Annotated in this window: 18 protein-coding genes and 1 pseudogene; 16 read left to right on the top strand and 3 right to left on the bottom strand. The window is 67.9% G+C overall.

Annotation, left to right across the window (positions count from 1 at the left end):
- Positions 1–48 precede the first annotated feature (48 nt).
- The gene (locus DAT35_RS52970) at positions 49–1095 is read right to left on the bottom strand and encodes a cation diffusion facilitator family transporter (protein ID WP_108077125.1); all 1047 of its coding nucleotides are present in this window, start codon (positions 1093–1095) and stop codon (positions 49–51) included.
- Positions 1096–1223: 128 nt separating this feature from the next.
- Between DAT35_RS52970 and DAT35_RS52965 the strand changes: the two genes are divergently transcribed.
- From DAT35_RS52965 to DAT35_RS52915, 12 genes are all read left to right on the top strand, one after another.
- The gene (locus DAT35_RS52965) at positions 1224–2855 is read left to right on the top strand and encodes a flippase (protein ID WP_233262231.1); all 1632 of its coding nucleotides are present in this window, start codon (positions 1224–1226) and stop codon (positions 2853–2855) included.
- Positions 2856–2872: 17 nt separating this feature from the next.
- The gene (epsY, locus tag DAT35_RS52960; protein ID WP_108077176.1) at positions 2873–3502 is read left to right on the top strand and encodes an exopolysaccharide export protein EpsY; all 630 of its coding nucleotides are present in this window, start codon (positions 2873–2875) and stop codon (positions 3500–3502) included.
- Positions 3503–3506: 4 nt separating this feature from the next.
- Positions 3507–4550: a hypothetical protein gene (locus tag DAT35_RS52955; protein WP_108077124.1), complete on the top strand. Its 1044-nt coding sequence runs from the start codon at positions 3507–3509 to the stop codon at positions 4548–4550.
- Complete coding sequence (locus DAT35_RS52950) at positions 4537–4728, top strand: hypothetical protein (RefSeq protein ID WP_108077123.1); 192 nt, start codon at positions 4537–4539, stop codon at positions 4726–4728. Before DAT35_RS52955 ends, DAT35_RS52950 begins: the two co-directional genes overlap by 14 nt.
- 12 nt (positions 4729–4740) lie before the next feature.
- Positions 4741–4914, top strand: coding sequence for a hypothetical protein (locus DAT35_RS60315; protein WP_199243273.1), 174 nt, complete (start codon positions 4741–4743; stop codon positions 4912–4914).
- Between the two features lie 20 nt (positions 4915–4934).
- A complete protein-coding gene (locus tag DAT35_RS52945; RefSeq protein ID WP_108077122.1) occupies positions 4935–5333 on the top strand; it encodes a PleD family two-component system response regulator in 399 nt (132 codons plus the stop codon).
- A gap of 4 nt (positions 5334–5337) precedes the next feature.
- A complete protein-coding gene (locus DAT35_RS52940) occupies positions 5338–6846 on the top strand; it encodes a chain-length determining protein (RefSeq protein WP_108077121.1) in 1509 nt (502 codons plus the stop codon).
- Between the two features lie 43 nt (positions 6847–6889).
- Complete coding sequence (gene epsU / locus DAT35_RS52935; protein WP_199243272.1) at positions 6890–8080, top strand: exopolysaccharide biosynthesis GT2 family glycosyltransferase EpsU; 1191 nt, start codon at positions 6890–6892, stop codon at positions 8078–8080.
- Positions 8081–8116: 36 nt separating this feature from the next.
- Positions 8117–9643, top strand: a complete 1527-nt coding sequence (gene wzy / locus DAT35_RS52930) for an exopolysaccharide repeat unit polymerase (RefSeq protein WP_108077119.1) — start codon at positions 8117–8119, stop codon at positions 9641–9643.
- Between the two features lie 107 nt (positions 9644–9750).
- A complete protein-coding gene (locus DAT35_RS52925; RefSeq protein ID WP_108077118.1) occupies positions 9751–10401 on the top strand; it encodes a hypothetical protein in 651 nt (216 codons plus the stop codon).
- Positions 10398–11999 (top strand): exopolysaccharide biosynthesis glycosyltransferase EpsD, encoded by a 1602-nt coding sequence (epsD, locus tag DAT35_RS61585; RefSeq protein WP_233262230.1) that lies wholly within the window; start codon positions 10398–10400, stop codon positions 11997–11999. The genes DAT35_RS52925 and epsD overlap by 4 nt, the downstream gene beginning before the upstream one ends.
- A 50-nt stretch (positions 12000–12049) precedes the next feature.
- Positions 12050–14764: a glycoside hydrolase family 44 protein gene (locus DAT35_RS52915; protein WP_233262229.1), complete on the top strand. Its 2715-nt coding sequence runs from the start codon at positions 12050–12052 to the stop codon at positions 14762–14764.
- 20 nt (positions 14765–14784) lie between these two features.
- Here the strand turns inward: DAT35_RS52915 and DAT35_RS52910 are convergent, their stop codons facing one another.
- A complete protein-coding gene (locus DAT35_RS52910; RefSeq protein WP_108077116.1) occupies positions 14785–16677 on the bottom strand; it encodes a glycoside hydrolase family 5 protein in 1893 nt (630 codons plus the stop codon).
- 154 nt (positions 16678–16831) lie between these two features.
- Here DAT35_RS52910 and ileS point away from each other — a divergent pair, with 154 nt between their 5' ends.
- The 4 genes from ileS to DAT35_RS60310 all read left to right on the top strand — a co-directional run bounded on the left by ileS (position 16832) and on the right by DAT35_RS60310 (position 24661).
- Positions 16832–20575 carry an isoleucine--tRNA ligase gene (ileS, locus tag DAT35_RS52905; protein WP_108077115.1) on the top strand — a complete coding sequence of 1248 codons (3744 nt, stop codon included), beginning with the start codon at positions 16832–16834 and terminating at the stop codon, positions 20573–20575.
- A gap of 478 nt (positions 20576–21053) precedes the next feature.
- Entirely contained in the window at positions 21054–22373 is a 1320-nt protein-coding gene (locus DAT35_RS52895; RefSeq protein WP_158502267.1) for a hypothetical protein, read from the top strand.
- Positions 22364–22846: a DUF2019 domain-containing protein gene (locus DAT35_RS52890; protein ID WP_108077112.1), complete on the top strand. Its 483-nt coding sequence runs from the start codon at positions 22364–22366 to the stop codon at positions 22844–22846. The genes DAT35_RS52895 and DAT35_RS52890 overlap by 10 nt, the downstream gene beginning before the upstream one ends.
- A 756-nt stretch (positions 22847–23602) precedes the next feature.
- Positions 23603–24661 (top strand): terpene synthase family protein, encoded by a 1059-nt coding sequence (locus tag DAT35_RS60310; RefSeq protein ID WP_199243278.1) that lies wholly within the window; start codon positions 23603–23605, stop codon positions 24659–24661.
- A 183-nt stretch (positions 24662–24844) separates the two neighbouring features.
- Here the strand turns inward: DAT35_RS60310 and DAT35_RS62595 are convergent.
- Positions 24845–25039: pseudogene (locus DAT35_RS62595) on the bottom strand (ATP-binding protein); the annotation flags it as partial.
- Positions 25040–25369: the final 330 nt, after the last annotated feature.

Genomic DNA, 25369 nt, shown 5'->3' with positions numbered 1-25369 from the left:
TGACGATAGCTCACCCGGTGCGCTGCTCCGGGCCGTAAGGTGCCGCACTCAAGCGCTCTTGCGCACTCCGGCGACATCCTCCACGGAGGCCGCGAGCAGATGCTCCAGCTCCAGGTCGATGTGCTTCGCCTCCGGGATGGCGGCTCGCACCTCGGCCTCGATGGCGTCGATCTCCTCGCTCAGGGCGCGGATGAGGTGCTGGGCAACAGGCCGCAGCGCCTGCTCACGGGCCTCGCCCGAGGGCAGCTCGCCCAGGCCCCTCAGCGCCTCGGTCAGCCGGGCCGTGACGAAGGTCTCGCTGAAGCGAACCTCCGCCTTGAACTGGAAGACCTCGGGCGTGAGCTGGCGCGTCTTCACGTCGTGGATGTCCGCGATGCTCGGCCGGGCGCGCACCATGTCCACGAAGCGCTGCTCCACCTCGTCTGGCACGGCCCGGCCCAGCAGCAGCGAGCGGTTCTCCAGCACGAGATAGATGGCGATGAGTCCCAGCAACAGGCCCACGATGATGGAGGCCAGCGAGTCGAAGACGGGATTGCCAGTCACGTAGGCCAGGGAGATTCCCGCGGCGGCGAGCACCAGGCCCAGCACCGCCGCGCCATCCTCCAGCAGGATGGCCACGGTGGCGGGGTCCGCCTTCTCACGCACGTAGCGGAAGAAGCCCATGCCGCCCGACTGCTGGAACACTCCGCGCACGGCCATCAGCAGCACGCCGCCCTCCACCAGGAAGGAGAAGCCCAGCACCGCGAAGGTCACCGCGCCGATCTCCGGCTGGTGCGGGTGCAGCAGCGACGTCAGCCCGTGGTACACGGTCACCCCGCAGCCCACGAAGAAGATGCCCGCGGCGGAGAGGATGCCGAAGATGAAGCGCTCGCCTCCGTAGCCGTAGTGGAACTCCTCGTCCCGCTCGCGGACGGCGCGCTTGAGGCCCAGGAACAGCAGCACCTGGTTGCCCGTATCCGCCGCCGAGTGGATGGCCTCCGACAGCATGGCCCCCGAGCCGGAGACGGCGAACGCGAGGAACTTCACCAGCGTGACGAGCACATTGCCGGACAGCGCAACGAGGACGGCTTTGACCGAGGAGGCGGGAGCGGACATGTCGTGAGATTCGAGGAGTTCAAACAGTATCACGGCACCCCGCCTGCGCTGCTGGAGTCTGGAACGGACCCGGCGCCAGGGAGGGAGAGGTGCACGCCCGCCCGCTCTACAGCCCTGTAGCCGTTTGTTTGACGGGGGAGCATCGCTGTCGTTCACTGCACGCTGCCTTTCCAGTCGAGGACTCCGTCATCGAAACGCCCCAGACGAGCGCGGCGGCACCACGGGCCGAGCCCGCCCAGGTGGACGCCCATACTTCCCTGCGCAACGCCCTCAAGCTGGGCGGGTCGCTGATGGTGACGTATGGCATCGCGCTCGTGATGAGGGTGGTGCTGCCGCGGTACCTGGGGCCGGAGAGCTTCGGCCGGTACAACTGGGCGGACGGTTTCTCCGGGGCCTTCTTCGTGCTCAGCGCGATGGGCCTGGACGTCTACATCCGCAAGGAGGTGGCCGTCCGGCGCGAGCACGCCAGCGAGTTCTTCGGCGGCACGCTGCTCTTGCAGCTCGGTCTGGCGCTGGGGCTGATTGGCGCCATGCTGCTGGTCATGCGCGCCGGAGGCGAGCCGCCGGAGGTGCAGACGCTGGCTCTGCTGCTCGGCGTCTACCAGTTCTTCTTCCGCCTCAACGCCATCCTCGCCGCGGTGCTGCACGCCCGCGAGAAGGTGGATGGCCTGTCGGTGGCGCACGTCGTCATGAAATGCATCTGGGGCGGAGGGCTGGCGCTGGTGTTGCTGCTGCGCGCGCCGCTGCCGTGGCTGGCCGCGCCCTTCATCGGTGCCGAGGTCTTCAAGGCCGCGTTCCTCTTCCACCTCACGCGCGAGCACGCCGGGTTGAAGATGCGGCTGGACGTGCGCTCCACCGTCACCGCGCTGCTGGCCGCCCTGCCCTTCTTCATCAACGAGGCGGCGCTGGCCACCAACGGCCGCGTGGACGTGAGCATCCTCGGCCTCGTCGCCAACAAGACGGAGGTGGGCTACTACGGCGCCGTCTGGGGCATCGCCGGCATGACGATGCTGCTCTCGCCCATCCTCAGCTGGGTGCTGCTGCCGATGATGTCGCGAGCGGCGGCGAGCTCGCGCGAGGAATTCACCCGCATCCTCCGCCGGGGGCTCGAGGGCGTCGTCTCCGTCTCCATTCCCGTGACGCTCGCGATGGCGCTCGGGGCGGAGACCTGGGTGAAGCTGCTCATTGGCGAGGCCTACCTGCCGGCCGCGCCGGTGCTGCGGCTGCTCGCCCCCATCTTCGTGCTCACCTACGTGGCCACCGTGTGCGGCAGCTGGCTGATGGCCGACAACCGCACCTGGACGGTGACTCGCACCTCCATCCTGGCCGCGGTGCTCAACCCGGCGCTCAACCTGCTCCTGATTCCACCCTTCCTGCGCTGGCTGGGACCCGCGGGCGGCGCGAGCGCCACCGCCATCTCCCTGGCCACCTGCGAGGTCATCGTCACCATCATCCTCGTGTCCGCCATCGGCTCGCGCGCCTGGGACGCGCGGGGGCTCGCCGTGCTGGGCAAGACGCTCGGGACGTGTGCCGCCGTCGCCGCCGTGCACCTGATGCTGGGCCGGCTGGGGTTGGACTCGCGCGACCTGGCGCGAGGGCTGGCCCGCATGGTGCTGGACGGCGTCCTCTACGTGTCCCTCATCCTCCTCACTGGCGCAGTGCGCAAGGACGAGCTGCTCGGGCTGGTGCGCATGGTGCGCAACCGCCGCAAGCCCCAGACCGCCCCCGAGCCGCCTCCCTCCGAGGCCCGCGCCGCATGAAGTCCCCTCTGCCCGCCATGAGCCGAACCTCCCTCCGCTCCCCTGCCCTCCGCCGCTGGCCCCTGCTGGCCTCGCTCCTGCTGCTGTCCGCCTGCTACCAGCCGGGCCGCTTCGTCTGGGTGGACGACTACCGCGAGCCGCAGCAGCAGCAGCAGGACGAAAACTATCTCATCCGCAAGGGCGACGTTCTCACCGTCAACGTGTGGAATCAGCGCGACATCTCCGCGCGCATCCGCGTGCGCGATGACGGCCGCATCAGCCTGCCGCTCCTCAATGACGTGGACGCCGCCGGGCAGACGCCGGCCGCGCTCGCCCGCGCCATGGAGCAGAAGCTCAAGGACCTGGTGGCCAACCCCGTCGTCACCGTCATCGTGGACGAGGCCCAGCCCATCAAGATCGCCGTGCTCGGCGAGGTGCGCAACCCGGGCAAGAAGATGCTCGAGTCGGGCTCGGGGCTGCTGCAGGCGCTGTCCGAGGCCGGTGGCTTCACCGACTACGCCCGGGAGGACGCCGTCTACGTGCTGCGCAGGGAGCCCGGCTACCCGGCGCCGGTGCGCATCCGCTTCACCTACGCCGCGCTCACCCGGAGCGAGGGGACCGCCCCCACCTTCCGGCTGAAGACGGGCGACGTGGTGGTGGTGGAGTAGACATATGGCGCTGCCCGCACTGGCCCTCGGCTGGCTGCTGGTGGCCTCCGCCCCGGCCGTCAAATACAAGGCCTCGGCCCGCATCGAGTCCGTCGTCCGCACGCCGCTGCTCACCGAGCTGGCGTCCACCACCGTGGTGTCGGACCTCATCATCGCCCCGCGCCTGGACGGTGTCCTCTACACCAACCTGCTCGAGGTGAAGTTCGCCTACGAGCCCCAGTTCCTCGTGCGTCAGGTGGCCATGCGCCCCACGCTCGAGATCCTGCAATCCGTCTACACGCGCGCCGACTACAAAATCCGCCGCGACCTCACTCTGCTGGCCGTCCACACCACCACCTTCGGTGACTTCCCCCTCGACCAGTTCGGAAGCGGCGCGGGGACGGGCAGCCTGCCGGTGACGCCGGCCGCCAAGTCGCTCGGCAGCAGCGCCTACATCTACACGGAGACCGCGGCGGGCTTCTGGACGTCGCTCGGCATCAAACGACTGTCCATCGCCGGCACCCTCGGATGGGTCGTCAACGGCCTGTTGGATCCACCGGTGCGGCCGCTGCGGCGCGGCAACGCGGCCTACCCCCAGCAGCGCTACCCCGAGCTGCGCCTCCAGTCCTTCTATGGCGCCACGCGTCGCGACTACTTCACGCTGTCGTTGTACGGCCGTGATGTGGCCTTCTCCACCGGCAACCGGGACGCCGTCCTCCAGTTCGCCCCGGGCCTCCAGCACCAGTTCACCCCGCTGGTGGACCTGAGTGTCGAGCCTGGTATCGCCGTGGGTAGGACCTACCCGCGCCGACCGGATGAGTTACCCACGAACATGGTGATGCCAACCCTGGAAACCACGCTCAACACGCCAGTGCCGATCGGCAACCACTGGCCGGTGAAGGCCAAGGTCCGGGCGCGCTACCTGCCGTACATGGATCCCCTGACGACGAAGCTCATCCCCCGGGGAGGATGTAGGCCTGGACCTGGAGTGGAAGGGCCGGCGCGAGGCGAAGGTGCTCGGAAAGCTGCGGTATGCTCATTCGCTCACCTCGGGCGTGCACCGCAATGACGCCGAGACCCGGGTGGAGCTCGAGGCGCTCTACCCGCTGCCGCTCTCCCGCTACCTCTTCGTGCAAGGGAAGGGGTGGTTCACCTGGATGAACCACGTGGTCCTCGACGCGGCGCCCGTCGTCCAGTGGTACACAAGCGTTGGATTGGTGGTCCGCTATGATCGTGGTAGGCTTTAGGCGCACCAGGTCATGAAGAAATTCATCCTGATGTCGGTGCTGTACGCCATCATCGTGTTGCCCATCCTGGCGGCGAGAGAGCGCAATGCGGTTCGCGGCGTAAAACGGGCGGTGGCGATGTTCGTGGCGTACAACTTCCTCTATGCCTTCCTCGTCCTGGTCATCTGGACGTCGATGGAAGACTGAGAACAGGCACGAGAGATTCTATGGCGCAGCAGCAAGGAACCGTCCTCGTCGTCGAGGACTCGCCCATGTTCCGCAAGATGCTGAGTGACATGCTCCAGGTGCTGGGCTTCACGCGCATCCTGGAGGCGTTCAGCGGACAGACGGCCATGGAGCTGCTGGAGGAGCAGCGCCCGGACTTGGTGTGCCTGGATCTGACGCTGCCGGACATCTCCGGCTACGAGGTGTGCGAGTACATCCGCGCCACGCCGGCCCTGAAGGAGATTCCGGTGCTGATGATCTCCGCGCGCACGCAGACGATGGACCGGGCGCAGGCCGAGGAAGCCGGGGCGAGCGGCTACCTCATCAAGCCCTTCACCCCCGAGGACCTCCAGCAGCAGGTGGAGCGGGTGATGGCGGCGCGTCCTCGGAAGGAGGGGTAGCGCCATGGCGCCCCTGCGCGACGAGCTGCCCGAGGTGGAGAAGGCCCAGGCGAACATCTTCGACTGGGAGGCGCTGCGCGACTACTTCGGCTACGTGAAGAACGCCATCCTGCGCCACAAGCTGCTGGCGCTGGGCACCTTCGTGGTGACGGCGGCGCTGGGGCTGGCGCTCGCCAAGTTCCTGCCGCGCAGCTACTACTCGGAGGCCTCGCTGCTGCCCAAGCGCGCCTCCACCATCGCCGCGCTGGTCAACCCGGACCGGATTCCGGCGTTGGATCCGGACCCGCCCAACCCGCTGCGCCCCCCGGGCGAGGTGGACTCGGTGACGCGCTCGGCCGCGCAGGCGGTGATGCGGCGCGAGAACCTGGTGGCCCTCATCAAGCGGGTGAACCTGCTGGACCGCTGGGACGCCACGCGTGCCCCGCTGCTGCGGCTCAAGGACCAGGTGATGCACCTCATCTCCGGGCGCCCCACCGAGGACATCAAGCTGGATGCCATGGTGGGCATGCTGGAGAAGTCCCTCTCGGTGAACACCGATGACGGCAAGGTCGCCATCGGCGTCATCTGGCCCGACCCCCAGCTGGCCTACGAGCTGGTGGATGCCGCTCAGCAGAGCTTCCTCGAGGCCCGCCAGAAGGAGGAACTCGCCAGCATCACGGACGCGCTCGGCATCCTCGAGGAGCACGAGAAGGTCGCCTCGGAGAACTACAAGAAGGCCTTCCTGGAGTTCGAGAAGATCTTCGAGCAGATCATGATCGAACGCCGGCGCGCGGTGGGAGACCCGCGCGTGGGCGGCTTCAACACCGACCAGCACCTGGCGGAGCTGCGCTTCCTCATCCGGGCCAAGCGGCGCGCCATCGGGGACTCCGAGGAGCAGCACAACCGGCGCCTGGAGGGGCTGAACGCGGAGCTGGTGGCGCAGAAGAAGCTCTACGGGGACAACCACCCCGCCATCATCGAGCTGCAGCAGCGCATCGTGGGTCTGCGTGCCCAGGGCTCGCCGCAGACGAAGGTGCTGCAGGGCGAGGAGAAGGAGCTGAACGCGGAGTACACGCGCTTCGGAGGTGGAGCCGTGCCCTTCCCCGACGAGCCGATGCCGGACCCGTATGGCCTGGAGCGCGTGCTGATGGGCATCCTCCCGGCGGTGTCGGAGAATCCCAAGGCGGCGGTGTCCCTGGACGAGGTGCGCGCGCGCACCATCATGATGCAGCAGCTGCGCAAGCGCATCGACGGCGCGAAGCTGGAGCGAGACATCGCCCAGGCCTCCTTCAAGTACCGCTACACCCTGCTCACCCCGGCCGAGTTCCCCCGCACCCCGGTGAAGCCCAACGCGAAGGTGATCGCCATCGGTGGCATCGTGGCGGGCCTCATCCTGGGCATCTTCGCGGCGCTCGCGAGGGATGTGCTCAGCGGCCGGTTCCTCCAGGCCTGGCAGGTGAAACGCGGCCTGGGGCTCCCCGTGCTGGCCGAGCTCGAGGCACAGCAGCCTCCGATGGAGACCCAATCTCAATAGCGCGGAGCCCCCGCGCCCCACCCGAAGTCCCCCAGAAGCCGTGATGCTGCTCGATCTGCTGCTCGTCCTCCTGGCCCTCCCGGTGCTCGCCGCCGCGGGCTATCTCCTACTGCTCACGCTCCTGTCGGGAGAGAAGGCGGCACCGCCCCGGGTGACACCGCGGCTCAAGTTCGACGTCATCATCCCGGCCCACAACGAGGAGGCGGGCATCGCCCGCACGGTGGCCAACCTGTCGCGGGTGGACTGGCCGGTGGAGCTGCGGCGCATCCTCGTGGTGGCGGACAACTGCGCGGATGCCACGGCGGATCGGGCGCGCGAGGCCGGCGCCACGGTGCTGGTGCGCCACAACAAGGAGCTGCGCGGCAAGGGGTACGCCCTGCAGTACGCCTTCGAGCAGAGCCTGAAGGACGGCTTCGCCGACGCGGTGGTGGTGGTGGACGCGGACACCGAGGTGACGAGCAACCTGCTGCACGCCTTCGCGCTGAGGCTGGAGGCGGGCGCCCAGGCGGCGCAGGCGCACTACGGCGTGCTCAACCCGCATGCCTCGTGGCGCACGAAGCTGATGGCCGTCTCCATGGCGCTCTTCCACAAGGTGCGCTCCCTGGGCCGCGAGCGGCTGGGCGTCTCGTGTGGTCTGCGCGGCAACGGCATGTGCTTCACCCACGCCATCATCCGCCAGGTGCCGCACGACGCCTTCTCCATCGTGGAGGACCTCGAGTACGGCATCCGCCTGGGCCAGGCCGGCCACCGCGTGCACTACGCCTGGGAGGCCGAGGCGCTGGGCGAGATGGTGTCCTCCGAGAAGGCCTCGCGCTCGCAGCGCCGCCGCTGGGAAGGCGGACGCATGGCGATGATGCGCAAGTTCGGCCTGCCCCTGCTCGCCGAGGGCCTGAGCAAGGGGGACAAGGTGCTGGTGGACCTGGCCATGGACCTGCTGGTGCCGCCGCTGAGCTGGGTGGTGCTGGGCGCGGGCGGAGTGACGGTGGCCGCCGCGGCGCTGTCGCTGTGGCAGGGGCACGTGGCGCTGTCCGCGTACGCAGGGGCGGCGAGCGTGCTGGCGCTCGTGCTCTACGTGATGCGTGGCTGGTGGGTATCCGGTATGGGCCTTGGCGGGCTGTTGGCCCTGGCACGGGCGCCTTTCTATGTGGCCTGGAAGATCTGGCTCATGATGAGCCGCCCCGAGGAGAAGAAGGGCGAGTGGGTGCGCACGGCGCGCGAGACCCAGAAGCCCTGATGTAACAGCGGGAGGGGGTACCCGCTTCGGACGACGATGCAAGCCTTCCTCTCGCGCACGCCCGTCTTCATGACGTTGCTGGCACTGCTGGTGCTGGCCACGGTGGGGCTCGTCATCGCCGCCCCCGCGATCGCGATTCTTCCGGTGGCGGGCGCCGCCTTCCTGTGGTGGGTGTGCCATCAGCCGCTGCGCACGCTGACCTTCGCGATCTTCGCCATGGCCGTCACGGTGGACCTCGTCCCCGAGGTCCCCTACGAGGGCAAGTGGCAGTCGCCGCTGTACTTCCCCGGCAAGCTGATCTTCACCATGCCCGGCATGTCCCTCCCGCTGATGGACCTCGCCGTCGTGGGGCTCATCGGGTTGATGATCTACCGGCGCGCCACCGGCATGAAGATAGACCCGCCCCCGCTGCCACTGCCCAAGCCGGTGGTCATCGCGATGCTGGTGGTGCCGGCCACCATCCTCTGGATGCAGGTGTGGGGCATCTACATCAACGGCGGCGAGGCGCGCGTGGCCAGGTGGCAGTGGCACCAGATGATGTCGCTGCCGCTGATGGTGATGTGCTTCAACTCCGCGGTGCGCGGCCCCAAGGACTTCCACATCCTCGGGCGCATCATCGTCGTGGCCTGCTGCACCAAGGCCATCCTGGGCGCCTGGTTCATCGTGATGATCGCCCGGCCCCGGGGCTACTACTTCGAGTACGCCACCACGCACTCGGACTCGATGCTGTACGTGACCGGCCTGGCCTGCGTCATCTGGTCCTGGATGGAGCAGCCCACCCGGAAGCACTTCTGGCGGATGGTCTGGGTGGTCTCCATCATCATGATGGGCATGCACTACAACGACCGGCGCCTGGGCTACGCCAGCTTCCAGCTGTCGCTCATCTTCGGGTACTTCATCAGCCCGTGGAGCGGGATGAAGCGCAAGCTCACCCGCGTCGCCCTGCTCCTGCTGCCCCTCTTCCCCTTCTACGTGGCCGTGGGCTGGGCGAACCCCTCGGGCATCTTCGCGCCGGTGGGCATCTTCAAGTCCATGCTGGTGGGCGAGAACCTCGCCAAGGGCCAGATGGACTACCGCGACATCGAGAACCTCGATGACGTCCACACCTGGAACCGCAACCCCATCCTCGGCTCCGGCTGGGGGCACCCCTTCGACGAGGTCATCAAGCTGCCCGACATCTCCCACGCCTTCGCGGACTACCTCTACCACCCGCACAACTCGGTGCTGGGACTGCTCGCCTTCGGCGGGGTGGTGGGCTTCAGCGGGCTGTGGATGTGGATACCCATCGCCGTCTTCCTGGCGGTGCGCGCCTACCACCGCGCCCATGAACCGCTCCAACGTGCGGGTGGATTGGTGGCGCTGTCGGTATTTGTGGCCTATACCCAGCAGTGCTTTGGCGACATGGGCAGCATCAGCTGGCTGGGGGCCCTGCTCGCGGCGATGGCCATCACCTGTGCCAGCCAGCTGTCCGTGGTCACCAACGCCTGGCCAGCATCCCAGCCTCGGCGAAATGAAGTCTCAGAGCCCGAGAATTCGCGCAGCCCGGTAGGAAATCTGGTATGATACCGCACCGCAAACCGAAGAGGCCACGAAAATACGACAGTAAGGGCTCGAGTCCGGTCTCTTCCGTGGTGCCAAACGCCCGGCGACGCGGTAACATGGGCTTACCCATGTTCGAGCCTCACGACAAGAAGACGAAGGGTGGCTCGCGAAACGGGGGTCCGCCCAACCCACCGGACCAGCGGCGAGTGGTGCAGCCGCTGTCGGTGGTGCGAGGCGCCCGTCCGCAGGCAACCCCTCCGTCTCCTCCGGGTCCGCCGCCCCCCACCGGGGAAGTCGCGGCGGCCGAGGTCGTCGAACAGCAGAGGCCCGTCAGTACCACTCCCTCCAGCACGCTGCTGCACCTGTGGGCGATGCTCAACCAGCGCGGCCGTTGGTCGTCGCTGGTGGTGGTGCCCTCGCACGAGGGCGGCTCGGGAGTGCAGGCGGCGCAGGCCATCCTCGAGGTCGCCAGCAAGCAGGGCAGCACGCCCGTGCACTTCCTGGATGCCGAGGGGCTGGAGCTGGGCGCGGCCCAGCACGTGGTGGCGGAGATGATGGCGTACGTGGAGCAGGGGGACCGGGTGGTGGTCCTCATCGACTCCGTCGTCGCCAACCCCGTGGGCCTGGAAGTCGCGCTGGCGGCCGAGCGGGCGCTGCTCACCGTGTCGCTCGGCGCTTCGGATTACACCTCGGCTCGCCGTACGCTGGACCTGATTGGGAAGGAGCGCTTCCTCGGAAGCGTTACTCTCCAGCCCTCGTCCGGAGCCCCGAAGAAATGAGTGCAGCCCCCGGCGCCTCTGGCGCCGTTGTTCCTCCCCGGCCCGTGGCCCAACGCCCGCGGCTGAGCGTCGTCGTTGCCACCTACAACCGCACGGACCTCATCCAGCGCCTGCTCGGGCAGTTCGCCCGGCAGACGCTTCCGCCCTCCGACTTCGAGGTGGTGGTGGTGGACGACGGCTCGCGCGAGCCGGTGGCGCCCCACCTCGAGAAGTTGACGCTGCCCTTCACCCTGCGCGTGGAGACGCAGGCCAACGCCGGTGCGGCGGCGGCCCGTCACCGCGGCGTGCTCGCGGCGCGCGGCGAGGTGGTGCTCATCACCGACGACGACATGCAGGTGGCCGACGAGTTCCTCGCCCGGCACCTCTCGCGCCACCCGCCCGGCTCGCGCAACGTCGTCATCGGCAGCATCCGCCCGGACCCGGCCGTCTCGGACATGCCGCTCTTCGAGCGGTGGTACGCGTGGCTCAACAACCGCATCGCCGCGAGCATGAGCGGCCCCAAGCGGCGCGCCCGCGGCTGGCAGCTCTTCACCGGCAACGTCTCCTTCCGTCGCGAGGACTACGTGTCCGCCGGCGGCTTCGACAAGAGCCTCGGCCAGTCCGAGGACATCGAGCTGGGTGTGCGCCTGGAGAAGGCCGGCTGCCGCTTCGAGTTCTGCACCGAGGCGTACGTGCTGCACGGCTCGGATCACACCAGCTTCGAGAAGTGGCAGAAGCGCGCCAACCGCTACGGCGTCTTCGACATGCGCGTGGCGGCCAAGCACCCGGACGTGCCGCAGGTGGACCCCTGGCGCTACCTCTTCGAGATGAACCCGCTGGCCCGGCCGCTGCTGGCCGCCGCGGTGGTGGCGCCCGAGACCTCCCGCCCGGTGACGCAGGCGGTGATTGGCGCGGCGCGGCTGGCGGACAAGGCCGGGCTGACGAAGGCGGCCTACGCGGGCACCTCGGTGACGTACGTCATGGAGTACCTGCGCGGAGCGCGCACCGAGGCGGGCTCGCTCGCGAAGGCGGCCCGGCACGTGGCCCGCTTCGCCTTCACCGCCGGCAAGCCCGGCCAGGTGCTGAAGCTGGCGAAGGCGCTGAAGGATGACGCGCTCGAGGTGGCTCGCTCCGAGTACGGCCAGCCCGGCGTGAAGGCCGTGGCCGCCATGGTGCTCACCTCGGACGGCTACCGCGTGCTGGCGCTGCAGCGGCTGCGCGAGGCGGCACGCGCCCTGGGCATTCCGCTCGGCAACCACGCGCTGCGCGTGGCCCAGACGGCAGTGCTCGGCGTGGAGATTGGCAAGGACGTGGAGCTGGGCAGCGGCGTGTACTTCGTCCACAGCCTGGGCACCGTGGTGGGCGGCGACGCGAAGGTGGGCGACCGCGTGCGCTTCTACGGCAACAACACCGTGGGCACCGCCAAGGACGACGGCTACCCCGTCATCGAGGATGACGTGTGGGTGGGCGCCGGCGCTCGCATCCTCGGCCCCATCACCATCGGCGCCCGCTCGCGCATCGGCGCCAACGCGGTGGTGCTCCAGGACGTGCCCCCGGACAGCGTCGCCGTGGGTATCCCCGCTCGCATCGTCCCCCGGAAGGACGTGGACGACGAGTGATGCGCGGGTCCGGCAGGAGCGCTTCACCCAGGCACGGCAAGCGGGCCCACGTGGCCCTGCTGGTCGGCGTGTGCCTGTGCGCGCCCGTGCTGGACTCGTGCCGGCAGAACACCTCCCAGGCGGCCACCGGAGCGCAGACCTCGCCCTCGGGTGTCTACAACATCCCCCCGCTCACCGAAGCGGCCTGGGCCGGTGGCCTCCAGGCGGGATGGAAGGACGAGGGCTGGGCCGAGCGCGATCTGAAGAACCCCGGCCCCGCGAAGCTGCGCATGGCCAACCTGGGCGGATGGATGCTGCAGAAGACGGGCATCCAGGGCGAGTTCGGCGGGCTCGCGCTGCGCTACCGCGCGCCCTCGGGCTTCGGAGCGTTCCTCGAGGTACGTCTGGACTCCGAGGGCGAGACGCTCTTCCCCCGCGTGCGCGTGGATGACAGCCACGTGGCTCGCCGCGAGGGGGATTGGGTGCAGCTCTTCGTCCCCTTCGCCCAGCTCAACCCGGAGAAGGTGCCCTTCACCCGCATCGTCATCCGCGCCTTCAAGAAGGTGAGCAACGACTGGGTGGAGCTGGACCAGGTGGGCCTCACCGCTCCCGGTGGCATGACGCCCGTCGAAGGCTCCGCCCTGGCGCAGCAGCAGATGCTGATGCCGGGCGAGGCTCCCAAGGCCATCGTCGAGCCCGTGGACCTGGCCTATGACAATGGCTTGCAGGCGGGCTGGGAGGACCATGGCTGGTCCGAGCGCGAGCTGAAGGGCGCGACGCCCGCGAAGCTGCGCATGGCCAACCTGGGCGGCTGGATTCTTCACAAGAAGGGCCTCCAGGGCGAGTTCGGCGGACTGACGCTGCGCTACCGCGCGCCGGCCGGCTTCGGGGACTTTCTCGAGGTGCGCCTGGACTCCGAGGGCGAGATGCTCTTCCCCCGCGTGCGGCTGTCGGACACGTACGTCACCGCGCACGACGGCGAGTGGACGCAGGTGTTCGTCCCCATGGACGAGCTCAACCCGGAGAAGCACCCCTTCACCCAGCTCGTCCTGCGCGCGCACAAGAAGGTGGGCAACGAGCAGGTGGAGTTCAACCAGGTGGGCCTGGCACGGCTCGTCACCACCGCCACCGTGGCCGTGGCGCAACAGCAGCAGCAACAGCAGCAGGCGCCCCAGGACGCGGCCTCGGTGGGCGGTGGCCGCGTGGCCTTCGGCGACGCCAAGGGCACCAAGGTGGTGGTGGACTGCACCGCAGCCGGCCACCCCATCAGCCCCCTCATCTACGGCATCGCCTTCAACAACCTGCGCGAGCTCAAGGACAGCCACCAGTGGGAGCTCGGCGCCACCGCGCGCCGCTGGGGCGGCAACCCCACCTCCCGCTACAACTGGAAGCTGGGCAACGTCTGGAATACGGCCAACGACTACTTCTTCCGCAACATCGTCCTCGGCACCAGCCCCCAGTACACCTACGACAGCTTCCTCCAGGCCAACCTCCAGCACGGGATGCAGTCCGCCCTCACCGTCCCCATCATCGGCTGGGTGTCCAAGGACTCGACGTCTGTCAGCTTCCCCAGGTCCCTCTTCGGCGCGCAGCAGAAGATGGACCCGGATGTGACGGAAGCCGGTAACGGCATCTCCCCCTCGGGCGAGTCCCTCACGCCTCCGCTGCCCACCCAGACGAGCGTCGAGGCGCCGCCCTCGTTCATCCACGAGTGGGTGCGCACCCTCCGCGAGAAGGACAAGGCACGCGGGCGCAGCGTGCAGATGTACATCCTCGACAACGAGCCGATGCTCTGGAACACCACGCATCGGGACGTGCACCCCGAGCCCGCCTCCTACGACGAGCTGCTCGAGCGCACCATCGCCTACGGCACCGCCGTGCGCCAGGCGGACCCGGACGCCGTCATCGCCGGCCCCGCCGAGTGGGGTTGGACGAACTACTTCAACTCGGCGGCGGACGTGGCGCCGGGCGGCAACAAGAAGGACCGCAAGGCACACGGCAACGTCCCGCTGCTGGCCTGGTACCTCAAGAAGCTCAACGAGTACGAGAAGCAGACGGGCACCCGCCTGCTCGATGTGGTGGACGTCCACTTCTACCCGCAGGGGGACGGCGTCGGCTTCGAGGAGCGCGGCAACACGGACCCGGAGACCTCCGCCCGGCGCATCCGCTCCACGCGCGCCCTGTGGGACCCGAAGTACAGGGACGAGTCCTGGATCGACGACACCGTCGAGCTCATCCCCCGCGTCAAGCGCTGGATTGCCGAGAACTACCCCGGCCGCGGCCTGTCCATCGGCGAGTACAACTTCGGCGCCACCGGCCACATGAGCGGAGGCCTCGCGCAGGCCGAGGCCCTCGGACGCTTCGCCGAGTACAACCTCACCTCGGCCTTCCACTTCACCTACCCGCCCTCGCGCAGCCCCACCTTCTGGGCCTTCCGCGCCTACCGCAACTTCGACGGCAAGGGCGGGCGCTTCCAGGACAACTTCGTGCCCACGAAGTTCGACAGGGAGTCGGACACCCAGGGCATGTCGCTGTTCGCCTCGCGCAGCGACGACGGCAAGCGCGTGGTGGCCATCGCGCTCAACCTGGAGCCGGACGCCGCTCGCAACGCCCAGGTGGAGCTGCGCGGCTGCGGCAACGTGGCCAACGCCCGGGTGCTCGGCTACGCCGGTGAACCCTCGGGCTTCTCCGAGAAGAAGTCCTTCATCCAGTCCGGGAGCAACATGCAGGTGATGCTCCCGCCCTGGTCCATCACCGTGTTGGACCTCACACTCACGAGGCCCTGAGCGCCCTCACCCGAGCGCCCTCAGTTGGAGCAGAGCACCACCGAGGGATAGTCCGCGAGCCCGCTCCGGCGATGCGCCACCCCGATGATGTATTGGTTGTCGGCGCACTGCCCCTTGTGCTGGCCCACGCTCCAGTCGCCTCCCGAGAGCGACGTGCGCTGGTCTCCTCCCCAGAAGTCCTTCGCCGACCTGCTGTTGAGAGGGATTCCACCGGTATTCTGCTCGCAGAGCAGGCCCGCCAGCTCCAGGTAGAACGGGTTCGCCGTGGAGATGCCCACCGCGTAGGAGCCCACCGGGCACTCGAACTTGATGCTCTGGTTGGCCCAGTCACCCGGGTAGCGCAGCGGGGAGACCTCCTGGGTGACCGTCTGATAGCTCCCCGTGCCCTGCTGCGCGGGAACGGCTCCCGCGCTGGTGCAGAGGATGGAGAAGCTCGCGCTCACTCCCACCAGCCGGTAGCCCCTCGGACAGCTGATCTTCGCCTTGCCCGAGTGCCAGTCGAAATCCAACGAGTTGTTGTCCACGTAGTACGTGGAGCTCCCGTCCTTCAGGAGGACGGTCATCGGCAGGAAGCGCGTCGCATCCACGGCTCCCGTCCGCCCGTCCGCTCCGAGCAGCCGGCCCAGGGGACCCGTCCCGAGCCGCCAGTCACCGCTGCGCACGCCGTTCCAGTCCGGATAGCTCAACAGACCGTACGTCTCCTCCTCCCCCTGTACCGAGCTCTGGAGCTTCGCCGCGTTGATGGCCCAGTAGGCCCAGTCGACGTCCTTGTCGATCAGGTAGTCCGCGAGGTTGCTGAACCACGCCCGGGAGTTGGCCGCCTGCTCGTTGTAGCCTATGCCGAACTCGCTCACCCAGACCGGGGCGGTGTACGCCTGATTCGCCGCGAGCACGAAGCCCCACTCCTGGTCCAGCGTGCTGTAGAGCGTCGGCTTGTCCATGTCGCCATACTTCGGGCCACTGCCCAGCGATCCTCCCGACTGCTTCGGCCCGGTATAGCCATAGTTGTGCACGGCGTAGACGAGCTTGTCTCCGCGCAGCAGGGCGATGGGCCGCTGCCTCATGGGCTTCAGCTGCGGGCGCTCTCCGTCCAGCAGCCCCCACCAGTTGACCGCCTCGACGACGATGAGCAGGTCCGGGTTCGTCCGCAGCACCAGGTTGCCCATCGTCTGGGCCGCCATGTGCCAGTCATGCTGGTTGCGCCAACCCCAGTTGGGACTGTCCAGTCCGTCCGGGCGCACCTCGTTGCGCAGGTCGGCCCCGACCACCCACTTGTTGCCCTGGTAGCGCCCGGCCATCATCACCCAGTCGTCCTGCCACCGCTGCAGGGCCTGGCTGCTGTCCCAGAAGCCATTGCCATCCCAGCCGCAGCACCACATGGACTTCGTCGTGTGGTTGTTCAGGATGACCACCAGCCCCTGCCGCGTCAGCTCCGCCACGACGGCGTCGTAGACCTCGAGCGCCGTCTTGTTCTGCAGCTCCGGGTTCTTCGTGGTGTCGATACAGGTGACGCCGAACTTCTCCAGACACCGCTGCGCCGCAGGCTTGGTGTCGTCCGGGTGCAGCATGTTGTTGGAGAACGGCAGCCGGACGGAGTTGAAGCCCAGCGCCTTCATTCCGGTGACGAGGTCCGACAGCTTCTGCTTGTCCAGACCTCCCACCACCTCGAGCTGATCACTCGCGCCGAACCAGTTGAAGGACTTCAGCTTGAATCGCTCTCCGCAGCGGTCGACGATGTACCGACCACGGGTGCTCAACGGAACGCGAGGGCTGCACTGCGCCGCGGCCAACCCGGTGCTCGCGGAACCTTCGAGGCGGCCTGGCTCGGCATCGGCCACGCCGGTCCGGGCCAGGGCGGCTGTGCCGCAGAGTTGGAGCGCCGCCAACATCAACAGCAGGGGACTGTTCTTCATCGGGAACGGCTCCTGATGCGAGGGGAGCCGGAGACTGAACTCCCGAACACCCGGAGAGGTCCAGCCAGAACGCCCGGTTGGCGACCCGCCGGGGAAGAGCGGACGGGGCGTTTGACCCCCTTCCCGAGGCGACAGGTGCTATCACTCCGACGCCATGTCCCAGTCTCCCGCCCCCCTGTTCGCCACGGTCCCCAACGAGATCGACTTCCCGGCTGACGAGCGCCGCATCCTCGCCTTCTGGAAGGAGCGCCGCATCTTCGAGCAGACGCTCCAGGGCCGCGACAACGCCCCCACCTTCGTCTTCTACGAGGGCCCTCCCACCGCCAACGGCCTGCCCCACAACGGCCACGTCCTCACGCGCGTCATCAAGGACCTCTTCCCCCGCTACAAGACGATGCGCGGCTACCGCGTCCCCCGCAAGGCGGGCTGGGACACCCACGGCCTCCCCGTCGAGGTCGAGGTGGAGAAGGAGCTGCGCATCCACGGCAAGGCCGAAATCGAGCGCTACGGTGTCGAGCCCTTCACCGAGCGCTGCATCGAGTCCGTCTTCCGCTACACCAACGAGTGGGAGCGCCTCACCGAGCGCATCGGCTTCTGGGTGGATCTGCCCGAGGCCTACGTCACCTACCACCGCAGCTACGTGGAGAGCGTCTGGTGGGCGCTCGCCGAGCTGTTCCGCAAGGGCCTGCTCTACCGCGGCCACAAAATCGTCTGGTGGTGGCCCCAGGGCGGCACCGCGCTCAGCTCGGGCGAGGTGGGCATGGGCTACCGCACCGTGGATGACCCCAGCGCCTATGTCGCCTTCCCCCTGCGCGACTCGCCCGACACCGCGCTCCTCATCTGGACCACCACCCCCTGGACGCTCCCGTCCAACATGTTCGCCGCCGTCAACCCCTCGGTGGACTACGTCACCGTGGACGCCGGCGACCGCAAGCTCATCATCGCCGCCGCCCTGCGCGAGGAGCTCGCCAAGAAACTCAAGAAGGACCTGCCCGTGCTCGCCACGCACAAGGGCAGTGAGCTGGTGGGCCGGCGCTACTCGCCTCCCTATGACGTGTATGCGCGGCGCGTGGGCAACACGGAGCTGCCGCTCGCCAATGGCGGCACGGACTCGCCCGCCTGGCGCGTCATCGGCGCGGACTTCGTCACCCTCTCCAGCGGCACCGGCATCGTCCACACCGCCCCGGCCTTCGGCGAGGACGACTACGAGGCCTTCCGCCGCGAGCGCACCCGCTTCGCCCACCCCGAGTCCCTCGAGATGTTCTGCGCCATCCGCCCGGATGGCACCTTCTCCGAGGACCTCCCGCACCTCACCGGCCGCTTCGTGAAGGACGCGGACAAGGACATCCAACGCGAGCTCAAGGAGCGCGGGCTGCTCCTGCTCATCGAGCAGTACCGCCACGAGTACCCCTTCTGCTGGCGCGCCGATGACGACCCGCTCATCCAGTTCGCCCGGCCCGCCTGGTACATCCGCACCACCCAGGTGAAGGACAAGGCCATCGCCAACAACCGCGAGGTGAACTGGGTCCCCGAGCACATCAAGGAAGGCCGCTTCGGCGACTTCCTCGCCAACAACGTGGACTGGGCCCTCTCGCGCGAGCGCTACTGGGGCACTCCCCTGCCCCTCTGGGTGAACTCGGAGACGGGCGAGGTGGAGGCCATCTCCTCGCTCCAGGCGCTGCGCGCCAAGCCCGGCAACAACCTCGCCGCCGTCGAGGCCGAGCTCAAGGCCTTCCTCGCCACCCGCCCCACCGCCGCCGCCAGCGCCGAGCACCTCATCGTCCACAAGCCGTGGATCGACAAGATCACCTACGAGAAGCCCGGCACTCCCGGCCGCTTCGTGCGCGTGCCCGAGGTGGTGGATGTGTGGTTCGACTCGGGGTGCATGCCCTTCGCGCAGTGGGGCTACCCGCACGCGGCCGGCTCGCGCGAGAAGTTCGCCCAGGCCTTCCCCGCCGACTTCATCTCCGAGGCCATCGACCAGACGCGCGGCTGGTTCTACTCGCTGCTGATGGTCAGCACGCTCGTCTTCGACGAGGACACGCAGAAGCGCGAGGGCATCCTCCCCCAGCGCGGCTGGCCCATGCCGTACAAGAGCTGCATCGTGCTCGGCCACGTGTCCGACAAGGAGGGCAAGAAGGAGTCCAAGTCCAAGGGCAACTACACCCCGCCGGAGATCATCCTCGACGAGGTCCGCATGGACTTCGCCGTGCTCGATGACAAGTTGGCGGGTGCCCCCGGCGTGGCCGGCGAGGCGCTCATCGCCCGCGAGGACCTCGAGGGCCTGGACCTGCAGGAAGGCGCGAAGCTGCGCGTCTTCCGCCCCGACGCTCCGGAGAAGGCCATCACCCTCACGGTGAAGGCACACAAGAAGCTCAAGCGGCGCGTGGTGCTGCTGGCCAAGAAGGAGCTGGAGGCGCTCGGCGTGGCGCCCTCGGCACTGGGCGCGGACGTGAAGCCGGTGGAGGTGCCCCGGCTGGCCCCCTCCGAGCGCGTGGTGCTCCAGGATCCGGCCACCCGCTCGCCGGGCGCGGACGCGTTCCGCTGGTTCTTCTTCGCGGCCAGCCCCACCTGGTCCAACACGCGCCACTCGCTGAGCAACGTGCGGCTCCTGCAGAAGGACTTCCAGGTCAAGCTGCGCAACGTCTACTCGTTCTTCACCATCTACGCGAACATCGACGGCTTCTCGCCGGCCCGGGGCAACCCGGACTCCACCGAGGTGCCCTGGCGCGCCATCCGCCGGAGCACCGGCTGGCGCGAGCCGAAGCAGCGCACGGTGCTGGACCGGTGGATTCTGTCCGAGGTGCAGCTCGCGGTGCGCGACGTCACCCGGGCGCTCGACACCTACCAGGTGTACGAGGCCGCCCAGCGGATGGTGGTGCTCGTGGACGCGCTCTCCAACTGGTACCTGCGCCGCAGCCGCGAGCGCTTCTGGGGGCCGGGCCTCGAGCAGGACAAGCTGGACGCGTACTTCACCCTGTACGAGGCGCTCACCACCATCACCGCGCTGTCGGCGCCCTTCATCCCGTTCTTCGCCGAGGAGATGTGGGGCAACCTGGTGGGCAGGCCCTGGCCCACGAGCCAGCCGGCGAGCGTCCACCTGGGCCACTTCCCCGAGGCGGACGTGAGCCTCGTGGACGAGGGGCTCTCCACGGAGATGGGCGCGGTGCGCGAGCTGGTGTCCCTGGGCCTCAAGGTGCGCACGGACAACAAGCTCAAGGTGCGCCAGCCGCTGTCCCGTGCGGATGTCATCCTCGCGCGTCCGGAGCTGCGCGAGCGCGTAGCCGTCTACCAGGCGCTCATCGCGGACGAGCTGAACGTCCACGAGGTGCGCTTCCTGGAGGAGGGCCGGGAGACGGACGTGGTGCGCTACAAGGTGCGGCCCAACCTGCGCGCGATGGGCAGCCGGCTCGGCCCCAAGCTGGCGCCGGTGCGCAAGGCGTTCGACGCCGCGGACAGCCGGCTCCTGCAGCGCGAGCTGTCGCGCGCGGGCAAGGTGGCGCTCACCGTCGAGGGTGAGTCCATGGTGTTCCCCGCCGAGGAGTTGGAGGTGCTGGTGGAGGCCAACCCTGGCTACGCCGCCGCGGGCGCGGGGGTGGGCGTGGTGGTGCTCCACACCGAGCTGACGGAGGCGCTCGTGGACGAGGGCCTGGTGCGCGAGCTGCTCGCCCGGGTGCAGGGAGCGCGCAAGGACATGGCGCTCGGCTACACGGATCGCATCCGCCTGTGGGTGGACGGAGACGCGCGGGTGCGCAGGGTGACACAGGAGGCGCGCGACTCCATCTCCCGCGAGACGCTCGCCTCGGAGCTGCACGTGGGCCCCGAGGGACTCACCGGCCAGGAGGAGGAGCTCACCCTCAATGGCCTGCCCGCGCGCATCCGCGTGGAGCGAGCCTGACAGGACAGGCACTGCGGCGGGTTCGATTCCCGCCGCCTCCACTGGAAGTAACCCGCCGCTCTGAGCCGCGCCCCTCGCCTATCAAGGGGGCGCGCCCCCCGGGACCCTGGCTTTGCCGTAGTGGGCGCCGAGAGGGAGCCGGGGCAACTCGCCTGCCCCTGCACCCTCAAGCTGTGGGAAGCGCAGGGGCCCCGCACCGTCACCCTCGGGAACGTCACGTTCCCGCCTGTAGAGCAAGGAGGCGAGCGCGAGTGAGTAGTTGGGCACCTCACCAGACCCGACGGATTGACCTAGCCATCAGCCGTTTTCTGTAATCGGCGGGTTTGGCTTCCAACCCGAGCGGCTCGCCCGGAGAGGTGCGGCAATGTCTAGGCATTCTGTCGATACTCACCCCGTGGGTACACGGCGGCCCTTGCGCGTGGGGGCGCTGGCGCTGGCTGCGTTGATGCTGGTTACGGCGTGCGCCACAGGGGCCCCCATGGGCACGGCGTACCGTAACCGTCCGCCCGTGGGGCACGACTCGTCCGAGGCGGGGGCCCCGGAGTCAGAAGCCGAGGCCGGGGGACAGGGAGAGGCTTTCTTTACGAAGCTGCCCACGGACTTCGCGCCTGTGCAGGTGAGCGACGCCGACTTTTCGGCGGCCATGACAAACCTTTGGCTTAACATGCCGCTCCGGGTGGCCGCGTCCCGCCCCCCTCTGTATGTCGGGCGTAGGCTGGCGTTGGCTTCCGCGCCCTTGAGTGGCGAAGCGTGGCAATCAGACCTGGCCCGATCCTATGGCCAATTTTGCGAGCGGTGCGGCACTCCAGGGGATTGCCTGACACTGTTTGAAGACGGGCCCCGCTTCCAGGATGACGACAAGCGCAGTCTTGCGCTCGCCCTGGCAGTAGGGCCAGCCCTGGAAGGCGTCAACGCGGAAGTGCGGGCCATGCTCGACCCTACGCGAATGCTCGCGATGATCAGCATTAGCATTACCGTTTATATGGCGCTGCTGCTGGCGCCAGTGCCCGAGCCGGTGACAAAGGGCGCGGCCCTGGTGTTTAGCGCCGCCCTGTGGGGTTATCTCGGTTACGAATTCTTCGATTTGCTGCGGGCCTATGCACGGCTTTACGAAGATGCGCCCCGGGCCTTTACCTTTGCGGAGTTGCGCGAGATTGGCGAGCGTTTCGGGCGTGTCATCGGTCCTGACAGTGTGCGCATTCTCGTCATCGTTGGGACGGCGGCTATTGGTGAGACGGCGGCCCTCGCTTCCAGGGCCCCGAAGCTCCCCGGATTCGTGCAAGCGTCGGAGAGAGTCGCGACTCGTACCGGGTTGGGCCTGATTGAGACGGCGACCGGAGCCGAGCGCTTTATTGTCTCTGTGCCCGAGGGGACGATCCGCATGGTGTTGGCGCCTCATGCCGTGGCCATGGCTGCCCGGGGCGTTGGCGCCGGGAGCCCTGCGCCGAGTCGGGGTAAACTCCTCCCCAATGGACACAGGGCGTGGGGATCGTACGGTGGTTATAGGTCGGCCATGGGGCCAGCGGGAAAGGGCAAGGACTGGCATCACATCGTGGAGCAAACCCCAGGCAACGCGAAGCGGTTCGGGGGCGAGGCCCTACACAATACGGAGAATGTTACCGCATTAGACAAGGCTCTCCATACCCGCATAAGTGCCTTCTATTCTTCAAAGTATCTCCGGGTTACTGGATCACGAACTCTAACAGTGCGGCAGTGGCTCAGCACTCAATCCTACGAAGCACAGCGCGAGCTTGGCTTGCTGGCTATTAGAAACATCCAGAATGGAATTTGGCCTTGACGAGTCTTGAAAAGCTGGTTGAGGAGTTTGCGCGGAATGTAGAGGCGCAGACTGCGGCGATTTGGCGCGGAGACGCCAAGACCGGGAATAAGCATGCGAATCGATGCTTGGCTGCGTTCGACAAGTTGTGCGCGCATGGGGATGCCGGGCGGGATGCGCTCGCAGCTCTGTTTGTGCATCCCAACATGGATGTAAGGACTACGGCGGCGGCATTTCTTCTGCGTCACCGGACAGCGGAGGCCAAAGCAATTCTAGAAGAGGCAGCGAAAGGTGAGGGGTTGGTAGCATTTGCCTCCTCTCAGGCGTTGAAACGCTGGGAGGAAGGCACTTGGGCCCTAGACCCTGCCGAGGATGTGGCGGGGCCGCCAGAAGAAGCCCGCCCGGCAACGCCTAGCAAGCGCAGCCGACCGCGCACGGAGCGCGCCACGCCTGACAGACGGAGGGGGAGCAAGCGGGACAAACCGGGCGGTTGATCTTGAGAAGAGCGCTCCAGGTCCGGGCAGGCGAAGCTCGGGCGCGGGTGGAGGCCGCCAGGGCCCGGCAGCCGAAGCTCGGGCCGGTGGAGACCACCAGGGCACGGCATTAGTAGGCTATGGCATCGGCGCCAGAAGCCAGAACGGGGGGCGAAGGGCTCACCACTTATCGCCCGGCGAGGGGTCCAAGGGGACCAAACGGAACGAACGCGCCTGGACTCGCCCGGACAGATGGGCGCCCCATTTTCAGAGGGAAGACGGAGGTGGGCCTCTGGTCCCGAGCGGAGGCGGATCCGCCCTTGGCTGCTTCGATTCCCGCCGCCTCCACTGGAGCAAGGCCCCGGCCGCCATCAGGCGAGCCGGGGTTTTTGATGCTCGGCACAGCGCCGAAACGGCTCGGACCAAGGCTCGGAGGTGCCTGAGGACATCGTCGCCGCCATCCTCAGGAGAAGTGCTGCTCCACCCGGACAAACAGGGGCCCGGCCGTCCCGTCTTCCCATCGAGCGCTGCGTACTGAGGGAACGCAGGCGCGTACTCCGAAGACGCAGCGGCGCATGACTCCGACCTCCGCCAACGACTCCTCGAAGGTGATTCCTCTCTGAAATGGCTCGGGGAGACGCGCTGGCATGTCGCTTGCTGAACCCTTGTCGCGTGGGGCTCGGGCGAATGCCAGGCCCCGCGAATCACGACCTCTGCTCGTGAACGGCTGCCTGGGCGTTCCGCTTTTCCCAATACACCACGATGAGGAGTTCCCAGATGACAGCGAGTGTTGCGTCCCATTTCAATGAAAAACAGGCAGTCGCGAAGGCCCTGCCAGACCTGATGACCGTCCGTCAGGATCCCCGGTATGCGCGTATCGACGAGCTCCTCCAGAAGCTGGCAAGAACGGACGAGGTCGTCTTCGACATCCAGGTGGATGGCTCGCGGCACCGGCTCGAATGGCCCGTCGACTTCTCAGGGTATCGTGTCATCGCGAGCACGTATCCCGTGTCCCTCGAGTTGAGTGGGCGCGGGCATTTTCCGGAGTTGGAGAAGCTCCGCTCGCACATGCTCCAAGGTGATTTTGATTTGCTCACCTATTTCACGTGCAGCACCGACTCCCCGCTCTATCTACAGAACAGCCAGAATCGGATGGACTGGTTCTTCGCCCTCGACTCCTTCGTCGATGGGCCCTCGGTGCCGCCGGAACTGCGCGAGGAGGTGGTATGCGACCTGTCGACCTGGCTCGATGACCGGCGCCACGTCAGCCGGCTGCCGTGGGTGAATATGATCAGCGCCCTGCTGCGCATCGTCCTGGAGGACATCGAGCGCGAGGGGCTCGATACCTCGCTCATCGTGCGTGAGATCCGCGGCTACTACGAGGGTTTCCTGCTGGAGTTCGATCAGAAGGTTTCGCTCCAGCGCTACCTGGAGAACCGGAGCATGACGATCGGCATGCGGCCCGAGCTCGAGTTCTGTTTCGCCTACCTGGACAGGCCTCGGCCCGCGCACGAGCGGGACGTGGCCGAACGGATGAAACATGCCGCGGCCGACCTCGTCGCGTTGCAGAACGATGTGCTGTCCCTGTGCAAGGAGGAGGCGCAGGAGCAGGAGCACCTGCGCTTGAAGTCCTATTTCCCCGTCAGCCACGATTACGTGTCGTTCGTGAATGACTTCTACCGGGCCCGGTTCGGCGATTTCCTGGCGATGCGTCCGCGCAGCCCCGGTACCCTGGAGGAACTCTGGAAGATGTGCGCCCAGTGGATCTCCGGCAGCCTGCTGTGGCACCTCACCAGCCGGCGCTACAACCTGGGGCAGTTCGAAATCCTGGCGTGAGTCCTGCTCCCGCTCGCCCCGCCGAGCGGGTATCGCCGAGCGGGTGTCAAAGCATTCGAGCGGCCTGGGGTGTCCGGCCCCGGGAGGGCACCTGCTCATGCGGCCTCGTGGGCGGGGAGACAGGGGAGCTGTGAAGGTGGCTCCGTGTCCCGTCCCTTCGCTGTGGACGGTCAGGGAGCCACCCAGTTCCTGGGCCGCGATGGCACTGGAGTGTAGGCCGAAGCCATGCCCCTCCTCGCGGGTGGTGAAACCGTATTGGAAGATGCGGGTGAGCATCTCCGGTGCGCTGCCCATGCCGTTGTCGTGCACCACGATGTGCAGGCGCTCGGCACTGGTCAGCTCCAGCGTCACGGTGAGAATACGCTCGGCCGGAGGCATTCCATCCATGGCGTACTTGGCGTGCTGACCAGGTTTGACCAGGATCATCAGCGTCTTGTGCTTGTCGGTGAGCACGGCGGGCAGGGAGCCCAGGTGGCGCACCAACCTTTACCTGGTGGCGGGTGAGCCCGGCCGAGTTGATGCGTAGCGCGTCCTCCACCAGGTCCGCCAACCGCACTGAGCCTGCCCCGGTTTTGTGGCGCTCCCGCACTTCGCGTGGTTGAGCGGCGGCGAGCAGGCGAGCATCTCTCGTGCAACCGACGCGATGACCGCAGGTTTCACACAAACTGCGGGAGCGCCACGTAACCGGGTCAAGCCCACGGCAGCTGT

Source organism: Vitiosangium sp. GDMCC 1.1324, assembly GCF_003044305.1.
Lineage (GTDB): Bacteria > Myxococcota > Myxococcia > Myxococcales > Myxococcaceae > Archangium.
Note: the sequence above shows the minus strand (reverse complement) of the source record. Positions and strands in the feature narration are given on the sequence as shown.